Source organism: Bradyrhizobium sp. Cp5.3 (assembly GCF_000426265.1).
Taxonomy (GTDB): domain Bacteria; phylum Pseudomonadota; class Alphaproteobacteria; order Rhizobiales; family Xanthobacteraceae; genus Bradyrhizobium; species Bradyrhizobium neotropicale.
Genome location: NZ_AUFA01000002.1, coordinates 70030 through 88242, shown reverse-complemented (window position 1 = coordinate 88242; position 18213 = coordinate 70030). Strand labels below are relative to the sequence as shown.

General features: G+C 64.9%; 16 protein-coding genes. 5 read left to right on the top strand and 11 right to left on the bottom strand.

Going from position 1 to position 18213, the window contains the following annotated elements:
* Positions 1-69: 69 nt before the first annotated feature.
* The 6 genes from ccoP to K289_RS0103455 form a co-directional block, all read right to left on the bottom strand.
* Positions 70-945, bottom strand: coding sequence for a cytochrome-c oxidase, cbb3-type subunit III (gene ccoP / locus K289_RS0103480; protein WP_027550200.1), 876 nt, complete (start codon positions 943-945; stop codon positions 70-72).
* Positions 946-951: 6 nt separating this feature from the next.
* On the bottom strand, positions 952-1116 hold the full coding sequence (locus K289_RS0103475; RefSeq protein WP_027550199.1) for a cbb3-type cytochrome c oxidase subunit 3: 165 nt from the start codon (positions 1114-1116) through the stop codon (positions 952-954).
* A 13-nt stretch (positions 1117-1129) separates the two neighbouring features.
* Positions 1130-1864 (bottom strand): cytochrome-c oxidase, cbb3-type subunit II, encoded by a 735-nt coding sequence (gene ccoO, locus K289_RS0103470; protein ID WP_027550198.1) that lies wholly within the window; start codon positions 1862-1864, stop codon positions 1130-1132.
* A 10-nt stretch (positions 1865-1874) separates the two neighbouring features.
* Positions 1875-3524, bottom strand: coding sequence for a cytochrome-c oxidase, cbb3-type subunit I (gene ccoN / locus K289_RS0103465; protein WP_027550197.1), 1650 nt, complete (start codon positions 3522-3524; stop codon positions 1875-1877).
* A 210-nt stretch (positions 3525-3734) separates the two neighbouring features.
* Positions 3735-4160, bottom strand: a complete 426-nt coding sequence (locus K289_RS0103460) for an HPP family protein (protein WP_027550196.1) — start codon at positions 4158-4160, stop codon at positions 3735-3737.
* 28 nt (positions 4161-4188) lie between these two features.
* Complete coding sequence (locus tag K289_RS0103455) at positions 4189-5016, bottom strand: universal stress protein (protein WP_027550195.1); 828 nt, start codon at positions 5014-5016, stop codon at positions 4189-4191.
* A gap of 206 nt (positions 5017-5222) precedes the next feature.
* Between K289_RS0103455 and fixL the strand changes: the two genes are divergently transcribed.
* From fixL to K289_RS0103435, 4 genes are all read left to right on the top strand, one after another.
* Positions 5223-6740, top strand: coding sequence for a sensor protein FixL (gene fixL, locus K289_RS0103450; RefSeq protein ID WP_027550194.1), 1518 nt, complete (start codon positions 5223-5225; stop codon positions 6738-6740).
* Positions 6741-6743: 3 nt separating this feature from the next.
* Positions 6744-7361: a response regulator FixJ gene (gene fixJ, locus K289_RS0103445; RefSeq protein ID WP_027550193.1), complete on the top strand. Its 618-nt coding sequence runs from the start codon at positions 6744-6746 to the stop codon at positions 7359-7361.
* Between the two features lie 43 nt (positions 7362-7404).
* A complete protein-coding gene (locus tag K289_RS0103440) occupies positions 7405-7818 on the top strand; it encodes a response regulator (protein WP_027550192.1) in 414 nt (137 codons plus the stop codon).
* 102 nt (positions 7819-7920) lie between these two features.
* A complete protein-coding gene (locus tag K289_RS0103435; RefSeq protein ID WP_027550191.1) occupies positions 7921-8625 on the top strand; it encodes a helix-turn-helix domain-containing protein in 705 nt (234 codons plus the stop codon).
* A 65-nt stretch (positions 8626-8690) separates the two neighbouring features.
* On the opposite strand, the gene K289_RS0103430 is transcribed toward K289_RS0103435, so the two are convergent.
* From K289_RS0103430 to K289_RS0103415, 4 genes are read right to left on the bottom strand one after another with little or no spacing between them, the layout of a single operon-like run.
* A complete protein-coding gene (locus K289_RS0103430) occupies positions 8691-9983 on the bottom strand; it encodes an MFS transporter (RefSeq protein WP_027550190.1) in 1293 nt (430 codons plus the stop codon).
* Between the two features lie 23 nt (positions 9984-10006).
* Positions 10007-10528: a PRC-barrel domain-containing protein gene (locus tag K289_RS0103425; protein WP_027550189.1), complete on the bottom strand. Its 522-nt coding sequence runs from the start codon at positions 10526-10528 to the stop codon at positions 10007-10009.
* A gap of 23 nt (positions 10529-10551) precedes the next feature.
* Complete coding sequence (locus tag K289_RS0103420) at positions 10552-12756, bottom strand: amylo-alpha-1,6-glucosidase (RefSeq protein WP_027550188.1); 2205 nt, start codon at positions 12754-12756, stop codon at positions 10552-10554.
* 56 nt (positions 12757-12812) lie between these two features.
* A complete protein-coding gene (locus K289_RS0103415) occupies positions 12813-14576 on the bottom strand; it encodes an ABC transporter ATP-binding protein (RefSeq protein ID WP_027550187.1) in 1764 nt (587 codons plus the stop codon).
* Positions 14577-14860: 284 nt separating this feature from the next.
* Here K289_RS0103415 and K289_RS0103410 point away from each other — a divergent pair, with 284 nt between their 5' ends.
* The gene (locus K289_RS0103410; protein WP_027550186.1) at positions 14861-15931 is read left to right on the top strand and encodes a glycosyltransferase family 4 protein; all 1071 of its coding nucleotides are present in this window, start codon (positions 14861-14863) and stop codon (positions 15929-15931) included.
* A 147-nt stretch (positions 15932-16078) separates the two neighbouring features.
* On the opposite strand, the gene K289_RS0103405 is transcribed toward K289_RS0103410, so the two are convergent.
* Positions 16079-18010, bottom strand: a complete 1932-nt coding sequence (locus K289_RS0103405) for an alkyl/aryl-sulfatase (RefSeq protein WP_027550185.1) — start codon at positions 18008-18010, stop codon at positions 16079-16081.
* Positions 18011-18213 lie beyond the last annotated feature (203 nt).

Below are 18213 nucleotides of genomic sequence, written 5' to 3'. Positions count from 1 at the left end.
GGCCGGCGCGTCAATTGATTCAGCGCAAAACGGGGGCGATTTTCTTCGCCCCCGTCCGCCGCTGGCCTGCTATTTTCCACCGCCCAGCGAATGGACATAGACCGCCATCGCCTTGATAGTGGCGGGATCGAGCCGCCCGTCCCATGCCGGCATCACGCCGGCGCGGCCCTGGCTGATGGTCTCGATCAGCGTCGCCTCGTCCGAGCCATAGAGCCAGATCTTGTCGGTAAGGTTCGGCGCGCCGAGCTCCTGGTTGCCCTTGCCGCCATCGCCATGGCACGCGACGCAATTCTCGGCGAATATCTTCTCGCCCTTGGCGGCGTCATAGCCCTTGCGGGTCGAAAGGCCCGACAGCGAACGCACGTAGTTCGCCACCGTGACGATCTCGTCCGGCTTCAGCACGCCGTCCTTGCCGAAGGCGAGCATCTGGCCCTCATGCGTCTTGGCGTGCCCCGAGCGCGCGCCGTACTGGATGGTCTGCATGATCTGCTCGAGCGTGCCGCCCCACAGCCAGTCGTCGTCGTTCAGGTTCGGGAATCCCTTCGCGCCGGAGGCGCCGCTGCCGTGGCACGGTGCGCAATTGTCGCCGAACACGGTCCTGCCCTTGGCCCGCGCCAGGGCAAGCAACGCCGGGTCCTTCTCGATATCGGCGAGCGGGGCGGCGGCCAGCGCCGCCATCTTCTCGCCGCGGGCCACCTCGAGATTGGCGAGCTCCACCGCGAGGTTGGCGCGCGTCGAATAGCCGAGCAGGCCGGTGGTATGGCTCGAGATCAGCGGCCAGGCCGGATAGACGATCCAGTAGCCGATCGCCCAGATGATGGTGAGATAGAAGGAGATCACCCACCAGCGCGGCAGCGGCGTGTTGAGCTCCTTGATGCCATCCCATTCATGCCCCGTGGTTGACTTGCCGGAGACGGCATCGATGTCGCCATGATGATCGGTCATGATCTCTCACTCCTCCCGCAACGGCAGCCGTGCCGCTTCGTCGAAGACGGCCTTGTTGCGAGGCCAGAACGCGTAGGCGATGATCGCGAGAAAGATCGCGACGAAGGCCGGTGTCCAGATCGTCGTCACGAGCTCGGACGCAAGGTTATGGACTGTCAGAATCGCTTTCATCGGTGGTGCCTTCTCAGCGAAGATTGGCTTTCTCGTTGTAGAGCTTGAAGTCGACCAGCGTGCCGAGCATCTGCAGATAGGCGATCAGCGCGTCCATCTCGGTCGGCGTGCCGGCCTTGCCGTCGAAATTGCGCACCACGGCCTTGGCGTAGCGCTTGCCGAAGGCATCGCTGCCGGCATTGTCCGGATCAGCCTGGGCTTTGAGGTCGGCTGCGGCATTCGCGATCTGGTCGTCGGTGTAGGGCACGCCGACCGTTCTCAAGGTGCGCATGTGGTCGGCGATCGAGTCGGGATCGACCTCGGTCTGCGCCAGGAACGGATAGCCCGGCATCACCGACTGCGGCACGATCGCGCGCGGATTGGTCAGATGGGTGACGTGCCAGTCGTCGGAATATTTGGCGCCGACGCGGGCGAGATCAGGACCGGTGCGCTTCGAGCCCCACTGGAACGGGTGATCGAACATGCTCTCGGCGGCGAGCGAGAAGTGGCCGTAGCGCTCGACCTCGTCGCGCAGGGGCCGGATCATCTGCGAGTGGCAGAGATAGCAGCCTTCGCGGACATAGATGTTGCGGCCGGCAAGCTCGAGCGGCGTATAGGGCCTGACCCCGTCGACCACCTCGATCGTGCTCTTGAGGTAGAACAGCGGCGTGATCTCGACGAGACCGCCGATCGCGATCACGACGAGGATGCCGACGACCAGGATGATCGAGTTCTTTTCGAAGATTTGGTGGCGTGTCCAGAACGACATGGTCAGCTCCTCATTCCGCCGGCTGAAGAGCGACGGGCATCTGGACTTCCGCTTCACCGACGCGGACCGTCATCCAGAGATTGTAGGCCATGATCAGCGAGCCGATCAGGAACAGCGCGCCGCCGGCTGCACGGATGATGTAGAAGGGATGCATGGCCTCGACGGTCTCGATGAAGGAGTATTCGAGGAAGCCGAGCGAGGTGTAGGCGCGCCACATCAGGCCCTGCAGGATGCCGGACACCCACATCGCCGAGATGTAGAGAACGATGCCGAGCGTGGCGATCCAGAAGTGCCAGTTGACGAGCTTGAGGCTGTACAGCCCCTTGCGGTTCCAGGCCCACGGCACCATGCAGTAGAGCGCGCCGAAGGAGACGAAGCCGACCCAGCCGAGCGCGCCGGAATGCACGTGGCCGATGGTCCAGTCGGTGTAGTGGCTGAGCGAGTTGACGACCTTGATCGACATCATCGGGCCTTCGAAGGTGGACATGCCGTAGAAGGCGACGGAGACGACGAGCATGCGCAGCACGGGATCGGTGCGCAGCTTGTCCCAGGCACCTGACAGCGTCATCAGTCCGTTGATCATGCCGCCCCAGGAGGGCATCCACAGCATCACCGAGAAGGTCATGCCCAGCGTCTGCGTCCAGTCGGGCAGCGCCGTATAGTGCAGATGGTGCGGGCCGGCCCAGATGTAGAGGAAGATCAGCGCCCAGAAATGGATGATCGACAGCCGGTAGGAATAGATCGGCCGCTCGGCGCGCTTGGGGATGAAGTAGTACATGATGGCGAGGAAGCCCGCGGTCAGGAAGAAGCCGACCGCGTTGTGGCCGTACCACCACTGGAACATGGCATCCTGGATGCCGCCCCAGGCGATATAGGACTTCGAGCCGAACACCGAGACCGGCAGCGCGGGATTATTGCCGAGATGCAGGACCGCGATCGTCACGATGAAGGCGAGATAGAACCAGTTCGCGACGAAGATGTGCGGTTCCTTGCGCTTGATGATGGTGCCGAGGAAGACGAGCAGATAGGTCACCCAGACGATGGTCAGCCAGAGATCGGCGTACCATTCAGGCTCGGCATATTCCTTGGACTGGGTGACGCCGAGCAGATAGCCGGTGCCGGCGATCAGGATGAAGAAGTTGTAGCCGATCACGACGAACCAGGGCGCGAGGTCACCGGCGAGGCGCGCGCGGCACGACTTCTGGACCACGTAGAAGGAGGACGCGATCAGCACGTTGCCGCCGAAGGCGAAGATCACCGCAGAGGTGTGCAGCGGCCTCAAACGGCCGAAGCTGATCCAGGGCAGATCGAAATTCAGCCAGGGCCACGCGAGCTGGGAAGCGATGATGAGGCCGACGAGGAATCCGGCAATGCCCCAGAACATCGCCATGAAGGAGGAGAACTTGACCGGGCCCATGTTGTAGTTGGGGCGGCCGTTGATCTCCGCCGGAGGCAGCTCTGCCGGGCGGTCGAAGTAGCGGTTGATGATGCCGAACGCTGCGGCCAGGCTCGCGGCCGCGCTGAGTCCGGCATGGAAGGCGAACGGCGCATCGAGCGCCTTGGCCGCAGCGATCACGAACAGAAAAGCGGAGACCACGAACACCGCCGCCAAGCAGCTTTCGCCGATCGTCATGGATTTCAACGTGGAGGGCTGGCTCATGCGGATTCTCTCTGAAAGAACACGCAGCCAGAAACCACATCCGTCCTCGCGGCGAATTGATTGAAATCAAGAGAGGGTGATTTCTGCCGGCTTGAGGCGTTCGCTCGATGGACAGCGCTATCAATCCCTTGCGCCGAGCTTGGCGCACGCGGCAGGTCGCACCTTCCGTGGAATCACGGAGAACAATTGCAGGGATTGGCGGGCGTGTCTTTAGTCGCGCGCGGTCGCCTTGAGGGCCGCGATGACGTCCTCGCGGGCGATGATGCCGACGAGCTTCTGCGTGCTGTCGAGCACGATGATGCTCCTGATCCGGTGCTCGACCATGATCTGGAGGACACGTGTCAGCCTCGTGTCGGGACTGACATAGATGAATTCCGGCGTCATGACATCGCCGACCTTGCGGTTCATCAGGTCGAGATAGCGCGGCACCATCTGGGTCGGGGTGAAGGCGAAGCATTTCAGGATGTCGAACTTGGTGACGATCCCCACGACCTGCCCGTCATCTTCCACCGGGTAGCTGTTGAAATCGTCGCGGTCGAACATCTCGCTGAGCTCGAGCATGTCGAGGTCGCGCTTAACCGTCCTGACATTGCGCGTCATGTAGCCGTCGACAGTCGCTTCAAGGAATTTGTACATGGCGCGTCCTCATCGATTCGTCGCGTGCTCAGTGCGAGAGCAGCACGCAGCGGGCGGATTGCGTGACCAGATATTCGGTGACGCCACCGAGGATCAGCTCGCTGAACCGCGAATGACCGTAGGCACCCGCGACGATCAGGCCGGCTCCGACATCGCCGGCCACGGTTCCCAATTGATCGGCCGCGCTTCCGGTCGCTTCGCAGACGCGCGCCGTGGCAATGACACCGTGCCGCGCGAGCCAGGCGGTCACATCAGTGACGCTCGCCACCGCCGCCGAGCGGTCGCCGTCGCCTTCCGGAATCTCGACGACGGTGACCTCCCTGGCCTTGCGCAGCATCGGCAGGGCGTCGGCGACAGCCCGCCGGGCCTCCGGCGTGTCCTTCCACGCCACGAGCACGCTGCGCAGATCGAGCCAGTCGACCTTGTCGGGCACGACCAGAAGCGGACGGCCGGCCTGCAGCACCAGGTCCTTGGGGCTCGCGAGCGAGAAGGCGTCGGAAAAGGCCGGACTCTGCCCGCCGCAGACGATGATGTCGGCGCAACGCGCCTGCGCCAGGACAAAGCGTGCCGGAAAATCCATGGCGCTGCGCCACTCCACATGACCACCGCGGTTTCTGATCGCGGCGCGGAATTGCGCTTCGAGCTTGGCAAGGCGCCGCTCGACCGACGCGCGGCCTTGATCGATCACGCCTTGGGCCGCGGCGCCATCGGTGAAGTAGAGGGGCGGAAGAAACTGCGCCGCCGCGACGCCGACGACCGCCGCCTCGAATCGTTCGGCGAGTTCGCCTGCGACCTGAAGCCGCGCGTCGTTGGGCTGATCGAGCGCCAAGCTGACCATCACGGTCGCGTATGTCATCAGGAATCTCCAGGGCACTGAGCTTCCGGAGAGTTTAGGCCTCCGCACAGTCGGCAGGATGAGATAGATCAAACTGCCATGCGTCGCGCGGCAGGAAATCCTCCAATAGAATCAGACCTCCGAACTTGCCTCCGGCGCGGCCTTGGGCGAAATTGCCGCGAGGTGGCGCCATCCGGGCCGGCCACCGCAAGGATTGGAGCAGCTGCTTGTCGCCGACCCGCGTAACGCATCCGCAAGCCGACGATCGCGGCGAGCACTTCCGGGTCCGGATCGAGGGGTTCGGCGTCGGCACCTGGGATCTCGATCTCAGGACACGCGATCTGGAGTGGTCGGACACCGCCAGAGCGCTGCTCGGCATCGCGCGGGATCAGACGGCGAGCTTTGAGCTGTTCCTGTCGTGCCTCGCGCCCGACGACCGTGAGCGTGTCGAGAGCGCGATCAAGCGCGTGTCCGAACAGGGCGGCGGCCTGGACGTATCGTTCAGGCTCGCCCATGCCTCCGACCGCGGACACTGGATCCGCGCCAGGGCAGGTCTCATTCGCGATGACGCCGGCGTGGCGCGCCATCTCAGCGGTATCCTGCTCGACATCGACGAGGAGAAGCAGGTCGAGGAGGCCTTGCGCACGCGCGAGACCCACCTCCGCTCGATCCTCGAGACCATTCCCGATGCCATGATCGTCATCGACGGCCACGGCATCATCCAGCTGTTCAGCACCGCCGCCGAGCGCCTGTTCGGCTGGTCCGAGCACGAGGCGATCGGCCAGAACGTCAGCATCCTGATGCCGGAGCCGGACCGGACCCGCCACGACAGCTACATCGCGCGCTACCGCACCACGCACGATCCGCACATCATCGGCATCGGCCGTATCGTGACCGGCAGGCGCCGTGACGGCACCACCTTCCCGATGCACCTGTCGATCGGCGAGATGCAATCCGGCGGCGAGCCCTATTTCACCGGCTTCGTCCGCGATCTCACCGAGCATCAGCAGACCCAGGCGCGGCTCCAGGAGCTGCAATCCGAGCTGGTCCACGTCTCGCGGCTGACCGCCATGGGCGAGATGGCGTCCGCGCTCGCGCACGAGCTCAACCAGCCGCTGGCCGCGATCAGCAACTACATGAAGGGCTCGCGGCGGCTGCTTGCAGGCAGCAGCGATCCGAACACGCCGAAGATCGAGAGCGCGCTGGACCGCGCCGCCGAGCAGGCGCTGCGCGCCGGCCAGATCATCCGGCGGCTGCGCGACTTCGTCTCCCGCGGCGAGTCCGAGAAGCGGGTCGAGAGCCTGTCCAAGCTGATCGAGGAGGCCGGCGCGCTCGGTCTCGCCGGCGCGCGGGAGCAGAACGTGCAGCTCCGCTTCACGCTCGATCCGGACGCCGATCTCGTGCTCGCCGACCGCGTCCAGATCCAGCAGGTGCTGGTCAATCTGTTCCGGAACGCGCTGGAGGCGATGGCCCAATCGCCGCGCCGCGAGCTGGTCGTCATCAACACCCGCATCGCCGACGACATGATCGAGGTGGAGGTGTCCGACACCGGCTCCGGCTTCCAGGATGACGTCGTTCCAAACCTCTTTCAGACCTTCTTCACGACCAAAGAGACCGGCATGGGCGTGGGACTGTCGATCAGCCGCTCGATCATCGAGGCTCACGGCGGCCGCATGTGGGCCGAGAGCAATGCATCGAGCGGCGCGACGTTCCGCTTCACCTTGCCGGCAGCCGATGAGACCTGATCCATGACGACCAAGGGAATTGTCTACGTTATCGACGACGACGAGGCGATGCGGGACTCGCTGAACTTCCTGCTGGATTCCTCCGGCTTCAGCGTCACGCTGTTCGACAGCGCGCAAGGCTTCCTCGATGCCCTGCCCGGCCTCGCTTTCGGCTGTGTCGTCTCCGACGTGCGCATGCCCGGGCTCGACGGCATCGAGCTGTTGAAGCGGATGAAGGCGCAGCAATGCGCGTTTCCGATCCTGATCATGACCGGGCACGGCGACGTGCCGCTCGCGGTCGAGGCGATGAAGCTCGGTGCGGTCGACTTCCTGGAGAAGCCGTTCGAGGACGACCGCCTCACCACCATGATCGAATCGGCGATCCGCCGGGCGGAGCCGGCGGCCAAGAACGAGGCGATCGCGCAGGACATCGCCGCCCGCGTCGCTTCTTTGAGCCCGCGCGAGCGCCAGGTCATGGAAGGGCTGATCGCGGGCCTCTCCAACAAGCTGATCGCCCGCGAATACGACATCAGCCCGCGCACGATCGAGGTGTACCGGGCCAATGTGATGACCAAGATGCAGGCCAACAGCCTCTCGGAGCTGGTGCGGCTCGCGATGCGCGCCGGCCTGATCAAGGATTGAGGCAGGTCAAAACGGCGTCTTCCGTCTGTGCTAGCCAAGCGGCATGATCGAGATCGGCTCATCTGAGCGGCTCTCGTCCACCGCAAAGCCTACCATCATTGTGGTCGACGACGATGCCGCCGTCCTGGGATCCCTGCGGTTTCTGCTGGAAACCGACGGCTTTGCGGTGCGGACCTTCCGGAACGGCACCGCGCTGCTCAATGCCGCCGGCACGTCGGGCGCCGACTGCTACGTGATCGACTACAAGATGCCCGACATCAACGGCATCGAGCTCGCCGGACGCCTGCGCCGGTCGGATAGTGAGACGCCTGTGATCCTGATCACCGGCTATCCGGACGAGAACATCTCGGCGCGGGCCGCGGCCGCCGGGGTGAAAGACGTGGTTTTGAAGCCGCTTCTCGATGAAAATCTGGTCAAACACATCCGCCGGGCCATCCAGGACAGGCGCGGAAACTGACCTACGGGTTTCTCCGTAGGTGAATGTCCCTAAGGTATCGCTCGAATTTTCCACTGCCCCGATACCGCGTAAGCATAAGCCATCACAACGGAGATGGCACAGATGCTCACCCAGTCGCTCAACGCCCCGGCGATCAGCCCCCAAATCACCCGCGGCAAGGTTGCGCCCGCCCCCCATCCCGTTTCCGACCAGTTCGGCGCCATCACCGGCCATGTCGGCCTTGTCGCCACCGAATTCTCCTACCGCAAGGACGAGGAGATCTACGGCGAGGACGAGCCGGCCGAGTATGTCTACCAGGTCGTCTCCGGCGCGGTGCGCAGCTACAAGCTGCTCTCCGACGGCCGCCGCCAGATCGGCGCCTTCCATCTTCCCGGCGACGTGTTCGGTCTGGAGTCCGGCGCCACGCATCGGCTCGCCGCCGAGGCCATCATCGACACCACCGTGCGCCTGGTGAAGCGCGCCAGCCTCGAGAAGGCCGCCGGCACCGACGTCCAGGTCGCCCGCAAGCTCTGGGCCATGACCGCCTCCGAGCTGCGCCACGCCGAGGACCACATGCTGCTGCTTGGACGCAAGACTGCGATGGAGCGCGTCGCGACCTTCCTGCTCGAGATGGACCGCCGCCTCGCCGTCGCCAGCATGATGGCGCTGCCGATGTGCCGCCGCGACATCGGCGACTATCTCGGCCTCACGCTTGAGACCGTGTCGCGCGCGCTGTCGCAGCTTCACGCCCAGGGCATTCTCGGTTTCTCCGGCGCCCGCCAGATCGTGCTGCGCAACCGCCAGCGCCTGCACAATCTCGACGCCTGATCTCTTCCTCCCCCACTATACGGCCGGTCGAACGCGTTTCGGCCGGCCGTTTTTTCTTGTCGCGATCACACCGCGCTGCGCCGGGTCTCCGGCATTATCAGCAGAATCAGGACGAAGCCCGTCGCGGCAACGCTGGAAAGTCCGATGAAGGCGGTGGCATTGCCGAACTTGTCGCTGATAAAGCCGCCGAGCGCCGTGCTCAACGACGCGCCGATCCCGGTCGCGGTGCCGACGATGCCCTGCGCGAAATTGAAATGGCCGCTGCCGAACGCGACGTCGGCGACGATCAGCGGAATCATCACCGCGAACACCGCCGCGGTGACGCCGTCGAACACCTGCACCAGCACGACCAGATAGGGATCGCGCACGGTTGCGAACAACAGCCCGCGAATCGTCAGCGCGCCGAATCCGATCAGGAGCAGCGGCCGCCGGCCCCAGACCTGGGCCTTGCGGCCGACCGAGGGTGACAATAGCGCCACGATCGCCTGCGGCACGATGATGCAGGCGGCGACGAGGATCGTCGCCCACTGGCTCGATCTCGCCGTCACCGCGCTCGCCATCAGCGGCAGCATCGCGGCGTTGGCGAGCTGCAACAACGTGACGCTGAGCGCGAACACCAGGAGCGGCCGCTGCCGCACCAGATGCCACACATTGGTGTCGCCGCGGTCGGCCGCCTCGCGCGGCATCTCGCCGTGACAGCGCGCGATGTCGACCTCTTCCTCGCGGATGCGGGACAGCGCGATCAGGGTCGGGATTGCGAGCAGGAAGGTGACCAGGAACACCGAGCGGCTCGACAGCAGATAGCCGGCGGTGCCCATCACCGCGGCGGCGACGCCATTGCCGAGGGATGCGAAACGGGCGTTGCGGCCGAGCCGCTCACCGATGGCGAGCGGGCCGACCAGGCCGAGGCTGATCGCCGCGATCGCCGGCCCCAGCACACAGCTCGCCGCGGCGTGCAGCGTCGCGGCCGTCACCACCACCGGAAAGATCGGCATCGCCGCATAGGCCAGCGCGCAGAAGCCGATCGTCGTGATCGCAAGCGCCGCGACCAGCCGCTCGGATTTGGCGGCATCGATGATCGCGCCGCCCGGCATCTGCCCGATCAGCCCGACAATGCCGCCGATCGACAGCACGAGGCCGATCTCGACCTGGGTCCATTTCTGCGTCGTCAGGTAGACCGCGATGAAGGGACCGAACCCGGTCTGCACGTCGGCAAGGAAGAAGATGAACCAGTCGAGGCCGCGCAGGCTCTGGCGCGACGGCGCTGGAATAGCGGCCGGCACCAAGGCGGCGCCGACTCGTCCAGCGCGGCGTTCGCGATCATCGTCTGCTTCGTTCGGCTTCCTCGACAAGAGCACCAGTGGTCAGCCCTCCCCGCACCTCACGGAATGGTTTGCAGCGGTTGCAGGCTGCCGGACGCGCCGAGCACGACGATCGGCGTGTCCTCCTTGTATTCCGGCGCGGCTGCGACCTGCGCCTTGGTCAGCTCCAGCGTGATGCTGCCCTTCTTGTTGACGATCTTGCCGAAACGCAGCGCGTTCCAGTCCACCACGATCTTGCGGCTGCCGACGCCGAGGAAGCCGCCGAAATCGATCACGGCGGCGCGGACATGGCCGTCGCGATCGACCACGACGTCGACGATACGGCCCATGTCCTCGTCCGCCGCGCTGCGGACGTCGCGGCCGAGCACGCCATGGGCGTCGCTCGCGCCGATGATCGTCACCGACGGCGGCGGCGCGGCGTCCTTCGGCGTAACGGGGACCGCCGAGGCCGGCGGCGCCGCTGGCGGCGTCATCGGCTCAGTCTGGACCGCAGCAGGCTCCTGCTCCGCGGCACGCGAAGTGGCCACCGCCGAGCCCACAACGATCGTCACACACAGGATCAATCGTCCGACGGCACGCATAACAACCTCCTTGCGGCGCGCCCTCAGCGCGCCAGCACGATCGACACCTGAATCTGCCCGCGCGTGCGCAGCACCTCCAGCGCAACGTCGTCGCCATGGCGGCTGACGCGCAAGTCGACGCTGGAATCGCCGAGCCGCAGATCGTGCAGGATCACTTCGTTCAAAAATGCCGGCAGATGCGGATTGAGCAGCCGGATCTCACGGCGGGCGACGTCGAATTCGATGCCAAGCGCCGCCTCAAGCAGCGTGAACGGCGTCGCACTCGCCCAGGCCTGCGGCGCGCAGGCGACCGGATACAGCGTCGGGCCGCGCCGCTTCTCGCGCCGGAAGCCGCAGAACAGCTCCGGCAGCCGGCGCAGGTCCATATAGGTCGCGGCCTCGAACAATCCCTTGAAGACATGCGCCACCGAATGCTTGAGCCCGTACTGCGCGAGCCCGAGCGCGATCAGCGCATTGTCATGCGGCCAGATCGAGCCGTCATGATAGGACATCGGATTGTAGCGCACCTCGCCGCGCGCGACCGTGCGGATGCCCCAGCCGGAGAAGAAATGCGGCTGCATCAGGTCAGCGGCGACCCGCCGGGCGCGGTCCTCACGGATCATGCCGCTGAACAGGAGCTGCCCGGCATTGGAGGTCCGCACCTTGCACGGACGCTTCTTGCCGTCGAGCGCGAGCGCATAGGTGCCGAGCTCCTCGCACCAGAACGCGCTCTCGAACCGCTCGGCCAGCGCATTGGCTTCCTTCTCGAGCTGCCTAACGCGCTCCGGCTTGCCGAGCCGCAGCGCGCAGCGCGCGGCGAGCTGCTTTGCGGCGAAGACGTAGCCCTGCACCTCGGCCAAGGCGATATTGCCTTCCGCGAGCTGGCCGTCGGCATGGAAGATCGCGTCGTAGGAATCCTTCCAGCCCTGGTTGGCTAGTCCCTTTTCGGTGGCGCGCTGGTATTCGACAAAACCGTCCTGATCGGGATCGCCGGGACCATCGATCCAGGCCAGCGCCGCCTCGATCGCGGGCCATAGCTCGATCAATGTCTCCTCATCGCCGGTGCGCTCGAAATAGCGCCCGGCCAGCAGGACGAACAACGCGGTCGAGTCCACGCTGCCGTAATATTGCGCGAACGGCACCTCGCGTAGCGCGGCCATCTCGCCGCCGCGCATCTCGTGCAGGATCTTTCCAGGTGCAGCGTCGGCCAATGGGTCGACCGACTTCGCCTGGAAATGTGCAAGCCGTCGCAGCACGCCCTTCGCGACGCGCGGATCGACCCACAGCATCTGAAGCGCGGTGATCAGACCGTCACGGCCGAAGGTCGTCGAGTACCAGGGAATGCCGGCATAGGGATACCGCCCCTGCGGCGTCTCCGTCATCAGCATGTTGAGGTCGGCCATGGCCTGGCACAGCACCTCGTTGAAGATGTTGTTGGAGGTCTCGATGCTGGCCGCGCCCACCGTCGATTGGCGCATCTCGCGGCGATGGGCAAGCAGGCCCCTGAAGAAGCGCGCCGGCTTCTGCGCTCTCGGCCGGTTGCAGGACACGGCAACGAACAGCGATTTTGCCTCATGTGGATCCAGCTCGAGCTGCCAGGTGGCGGCATTCACCGACAGCCGTGTCGGACGCGGATCGAAATGAAGGCCGGTGGTGCGCTCGGCGTCATCGAGGCCGCGATATTCGAACAGAACGTCGGTGGGCCCGAGCAGCCGGCTGGAGCCGGTCCCGCGGCGCGCGCGCCGCTCGCCGCGGACCTCGAACAGGTCGGCGAAATCATTGTCGAACAGAAGCGTCAGCTCGAAGCTGGCGCGCTGCTCGCCGTGGTTCTGCACACCGACGCGCTGATAGGCTGCGCCGCGCCACAGGAAGATCGTGCGCACGATGTGCAGCAGGTCTTTTTGCAGCACAAGGTGTCCCTGCCGATAGATGTCGGGATTGGTGAGATCGACCGTCAGCCCGGAATTGTCGTCGCGCAGGTTCGAGCCCAGCAGCAGCGGCTGAAGATCGTCGAGCACGAGCTCGAGCCGGGCAAGATACCGCGTGTCGCAATGAAACAGACCATCGGGGCCGCCGGCGGAGGCCCCGATGTCACCGTGACTGTCGAGCACGATGAAGGTGTCGTCGTGCTTGAGCGAGCGCCGCGGCCGCGCCGCAGGCCCCGTCATCGGAATGTAGAATGCCTGCTCGGCGACGGCCTCCACAGTCCGTGACACGGAGACGATATGGGTTACGGCTTCGGCTGCCATAAACTGCTTCCCTGCCTTATTTTCGAAACGCAACCGGCTCGAACGCGGCTCTCGATTTACGCGGCGATTTTCCCGAGCCGGCTCATCTCCTGCGTCACCAGCTCACGGTAGGGCCCGTGACCCTGCATCAGGCGGTCGGGCGCGCCGTCCTCGATGATCTTGCCGGACTTCAGCACGACGACGCGATCGAAGTTGCGCAGTGTCGCGAGGCGATGTGCGATCGCAATTACGGTGCGGCCGCGCATCAGGCGCGTCAGCGCCTCGCGGATCGCCTCTTCCGATTCACTGTCGAGCGCCGCGGTCGCTTCGTCCAGCAGCAGGATCGGCGCGTCCTTGAGGAAAGCGCGCGCTATCGCGATGCGCTGCCGCTGGCCGCCGGACATCTTGACCCCGCGGTCGCCGACCATGGTGTCGAGCCCTTCCGGCAGGCTCTCGACGAAATCGCAGCGCGCCGCGATCGCCGCGCGCAGCACCTCGTCATCGGTTGCACTGGGCCGGCCATAGCGGATGTTCTCGCGTATGGACCGGTGGAACAGCGAGATGTCCTGCGGCACCACGGAGATCGCTTCGCGCAGGCTCAGTTGCGTCACCATGGAGATATCCTGGCCGTCGACGGCCACGTTGCCCTCGTCGACATCATAGAAGCGCTGAAGCAGCGTGAACAGGGTCGACTTGCCGCCCCCGGACTGGCCGACGAGACCGACGCGCTGCCCAGGCTGCAGGCGCAGGCTGAACCGCTCAAATATCTTCTCGCCGCCGGGATAGCCGAAGGTGACGTTGTTGAATGCAATCGCGGCGCCGCTCTTGACCAGCGGCTCGGCCTCGGGATGATCACGCAATTCATGCGGGATCAAAAGCGTCGCGATCGCCTCGGTCAGCCGCGCGACGTGCTGGGTGACGTCGACCAGCGCCACCGCGAGATCACGTGTCGCATTCAGGATGGACAGGCCCAGCGTGCAGACCAGCACGACATCGCCGGTGGTCGCCTCGCCCTTCTGCCAGAGCGTGATTGCCCAGGCCATCAGCGCCACCGTCAGTACGACGGTCACGCCGGCGTGAGTGAGCCGGAGCTTCTCCAGATAGCGCAGGCTGCGGCCGCGCGCGGTGAGTTCCCGATTGACGGTGGCATCGAAGCGCTCGTGCTCGTGACTGATGCCGCAGAAGGCCCGCACCAACGGCATGTTGCTGATGACATCGATCATCTCGCCGTCGACGACGGCAGCCTTGTCGGCGAAATCGTCGTGCAAGGGCTTGCCGGCCGCCGCCAGGCGGAACATCGCGATCACCATTCCGCCGGCGATCACGATCAGTCCCGCGGCCATATAAGGGCTCACGGTTCCAATCAGCAGGATTGCCGCAACCGTGGCGATGCAGGGCGGCAACACGTTCCAGACGAACATGTTCTCGACGGTGAACACGGCGTTCGATGTTGCCGTGATGCGACTTGTGAGCATGCCCGGCATGCGATCGGAGAAGTAGCTCGGCGCATGTCCGGTCAGGTGACGAAAGATGTCACGTCGCAGATCCCCAGTGACGCGGACAAAGGTAAAGCTGGCTGTCCAGCTCGCGATCCGCCAGAGAAAGTTGTCCGCCGCGATCAGCGACATGAGTAAAATGAATGCCAGCCATACACCACCGCCGTGCGACGGGCCCGCAGACAAGCTGTCGACCAACGATTTGACGCCATATTGCGTGCCTACAGAGCAGGCAACGGCGGCAACGACAGCGGTCAGGATCACCAGATGCGACGCAAGCCGGCGGCGAAGATAGCGCAAGACAAAGGCAAACGGCCTGCGCGCGTATCCAGAAAGGTGATCCATGTGACTGCAACCCCGTCGTGTTTTCGATTTTTCTACTGGTCGACTGAACTTCGGCCGGGCGGCCTCAGTTCCCTCGCATGGCCATCACGACATGCGGATGAGGACGATCTGAGAAGAGGTCGTGGCAGCATCGAGACAACCAAGACGAACGCGCGACGTGTCCAATATGTAACGTTTGTTGAGGGGAACTTCGCAACTGCGGGAACGTTCCCTTGGCTGGCATTGCCGGTGCCGAAAATGCTGGGGGCTTTCTACGTCCATGATCGCATAAAGGAGATGGTGAGATGCGCATCGCGCAGGTAGCTCCGTTGACGGAGGCTGTTCCACCCAAGCTGTATGGCGGCACCGAGCGGGTGGTGCATTGGTTGACGGAGGAGTTGGTGGCCCTCGGGCACGACGTGACGCTGTTCGCCAGCGGCGACTCGCAGACGTCGGGCAAGCTCGATGCGCTCTGGCCAAGGGCGCTTCGCCTCGACGGTTCCGTGCGCGATCCCAATGCTCTTCATATGGTGATGCTTGAGCGCGTGCGGCAGAAATGTGACGACGAGGAGTTCGACTTCCTCCACTTCCATCTCGATTACTATCCGTGGTCGCTGTTCTATCGCCAACCGACGCCCTTCGTGACCACGCTGCACGGCCGGCTCGATCTCCCCGAGCATCAGCCGGTCTTCAACACCTTCTCCAAGGTGCCCGTCATCTCGATCTCCAACGCACAGCGGCGTCCGGTGCCGCAGGCGAACTGGGTAACGACGATTCACCATGGCCTGCCCGAGAACCTGCTGACGCCGACGCCGGCGAAGCAGGAATATCTCGCCGTGCTCGGCCGCATCGCGCCGGAAAAGGGCGTCGATCGCGCCATCAAGATCGCGACCCATTGCGGCATCCCGCTGAAGATCGCCGCCAAGGTCGATCGCGCCGATCAGGACTATTATGACGAGCTGATCCGCCCGATGATCGAAAACAATCCGCTGGTGGAGTTCATCGGCGAGATCAGCGATCACGAAAAGTCCGAGTTTCTGAGCGGCGCGCTCGGGCTGCTGCTGCCGATCGACTGGCCGGAGCCGTTCGGCCTCGTGATGATCGAAGCCATGGCCTGCGGAACGCCGATCGTCGCCTTCAATCGCGGCTCGGTGCCGGAGATCGTCGACGAAGGCCTGACCGGCTTTGTCGTCGAGGACGTCATCAGCGCGGCCGGCGTCGTCAAACGTCTTCCGCAGCTCGACCGCGCGGCAATCCGCAAGCGGTTCGAAACGCGCTTCACCGCGCGGCGGATGGCACTGGACTATCTTGCGGCGTATCGCAGCCTGACTGAGACACAGGCGCCGCGGATCAAGCTGGTGAGCAGCGCGGAGTAGCGGGGCCGATCTGTCGCGCGTCGTCATGCCCCGCGAAGGCGGGGCATCGAGTACGCCGCAGCCCGTCCGTATGCGTTACTGCCTCTGGAATACTGGATCGCCCGGTCAAGCCGGGCGATGACGGCGAGAGCATGGCGACGACCGTACCTACGTCACCACCGCCCGCTTCGGCTCGACGATCTCGAACATGCGCGGGAATTCATCCATCAATCCCATCAGTTCGGCGAGCCGCATCGGGTTGCCGGCGAGCTTGACCTTGCCGGCGGCCACCGCCTCCGGAAAGCTGGTCAGCTTGGCGATGACTTCGTCGAGGGTCGACCGTGCCAGCGTGAAGCTGGCATCCGCGTCTTCGGCCTGCACGCCTTCCGTATAGGTGAGCGCTGAGTTTTCCAGATTGAGCACGAAGGTCTCGCCGGTGTCGGAGAAGCTCCAGTTCAACACGATGCGCTTGCCTTCCGCCTTCGGGCCGTTGAGACGGATGCCGAGCACGTCCCAGAGCTGCTCGGTGCGGAGCGCTGCGAGCGTCTCGCGCGGCATCGGCGGACGGGGCGGCACCTTCGGCATGCCCTGACGCAATTCCTGGGCGCCGAACAGATAGGCATTGCGCCAGGTCGAACTCTCGGCGGCGTAGCCAAGCTGCTCGAGCGTATCAGCCAGCAGCGCACGCGCCGCCGCATTGTCCGGCTCTGCGAAGACGAGATGGCCGAGCGCCTGCGCCACGAAGCGGAACTCGCCCTTGTCAAAATCCTTGCGCGCCCGCACGAGGATTGCATCGGCGCCGCCCATGTATTCGACGTATTTCCTGCCCTGCTCCACCGGCGGCAGCGGATCGAGATTGACCGGGTTGGCGTCGTACCAGCCGAGATATTTTTGATAGATCGCCTTCACGTTGTGGCGGATGTGGCCGTAATAGCCGCGGCCGTGCCAGGCTCCTTCCAGGCTCTTCGGAAGCTGGATCGTCTCGGCGATCTCGGCCGCCGTCAGGCCGTGGTTCATCAGGCGGATGGTCTGGTCGTGCGCGAATTTGTAGAGATCGCGCTGCTCGCGGATCATGGTGTCGATGCGCTCGCGCCCCCACACCGGCCAGTGATGCTGGCCGCACATCGCCTCCGCCTTGCCGCCCCACAGTCGCAGCGCTTCGTTCAGATACTTTGACCACGCCAGCGCGTCGCGCACATCGGCGCCACGGAACGGCAGGAGATTGTGGAAATTGTGGGTACAGTTCTCGGCGAGGTTCAGAACCTTGTAGCGCGGGATGAAGAAATGCATCTCGGCCGGCGCTTCGCTGTTCGGCGCCATCTGGAATTCGAACTCGACGCCGTCGATGACGCGCGTGTCGCCGGTCGCCATGATCAAATCGGTCGGGCGGAGTAGCGCGACCGCGCCCGCCGCGATCGACTTGCCGAGACCGCAATCGACCTGCCCTCGCGCCCCCTTGGCGAGGAGCGGGCCGAACTGGTACTGCGCCCGGCGCAGCATCGCGGGACCCGCGATGATGTTCTCGGAGACGGCGTGCTCCATGAACAGGTTCGGCGCGATGATCGGCACGCGCCCCGTGGCGAGCGCATCGTCCTCCAGCACGCCGCGCGCGCCGCCCCAGTGATCGGTATGGGTATGGGTGAAGATCACGGCCGCAACCCGCCGCGTGCCGCGATGCCTGAAGTAGAGTTCCAGCGCGGCCCGCGCGCCCTCGATCGAGGTCAGCGTGTCGACCACGATGACGCCGCTGTCGCCTTCGATCAGCGTCATGTTGGCGATGTCGAGCCCGCGCACCTGGTAGACGCCGGGCACGACCTCGAACAGGCCGTGCTGCATGTTGAGGCGCGATTGCCGCCACAGGCTCGGATTGACGGTCGGCGGCGCCTGTTCGGCGGAGAGGAAGCCATAGGGCTCGAGGCTCCAGACCGTCCGCCCCTGCGGATTGGTGATTGTCGCGTTCTCGATCGTGCCGAGGAAGCCCCGCGCGGCATCGTCGAAATCCCGCGTGTCGGAAAACGGCAGTGCGTTCAGCATCGCCTGATGCTGCGCGATGACGGACGGCGTGGCGCCTTTCGGCTCGCTGCTGGAGATCTCTGTCATCGGGCCGGCTCCTTCCCTGATATGGTTGGGAGCCATCTAAGCGCATCACACAGCCGATTGCCATTGTGGGCGCCGTGGCGGGACCGGTCGGTAACGATGCCCTCTTCCCTTCTCCCCCTGTGGGAGAAGGTGGCGCGCTTTGGAGCGCAATTGCGCTCCTGAGCGCGCCGGATGAGGGGTCTCTATCCGCAAACTCTACTGCG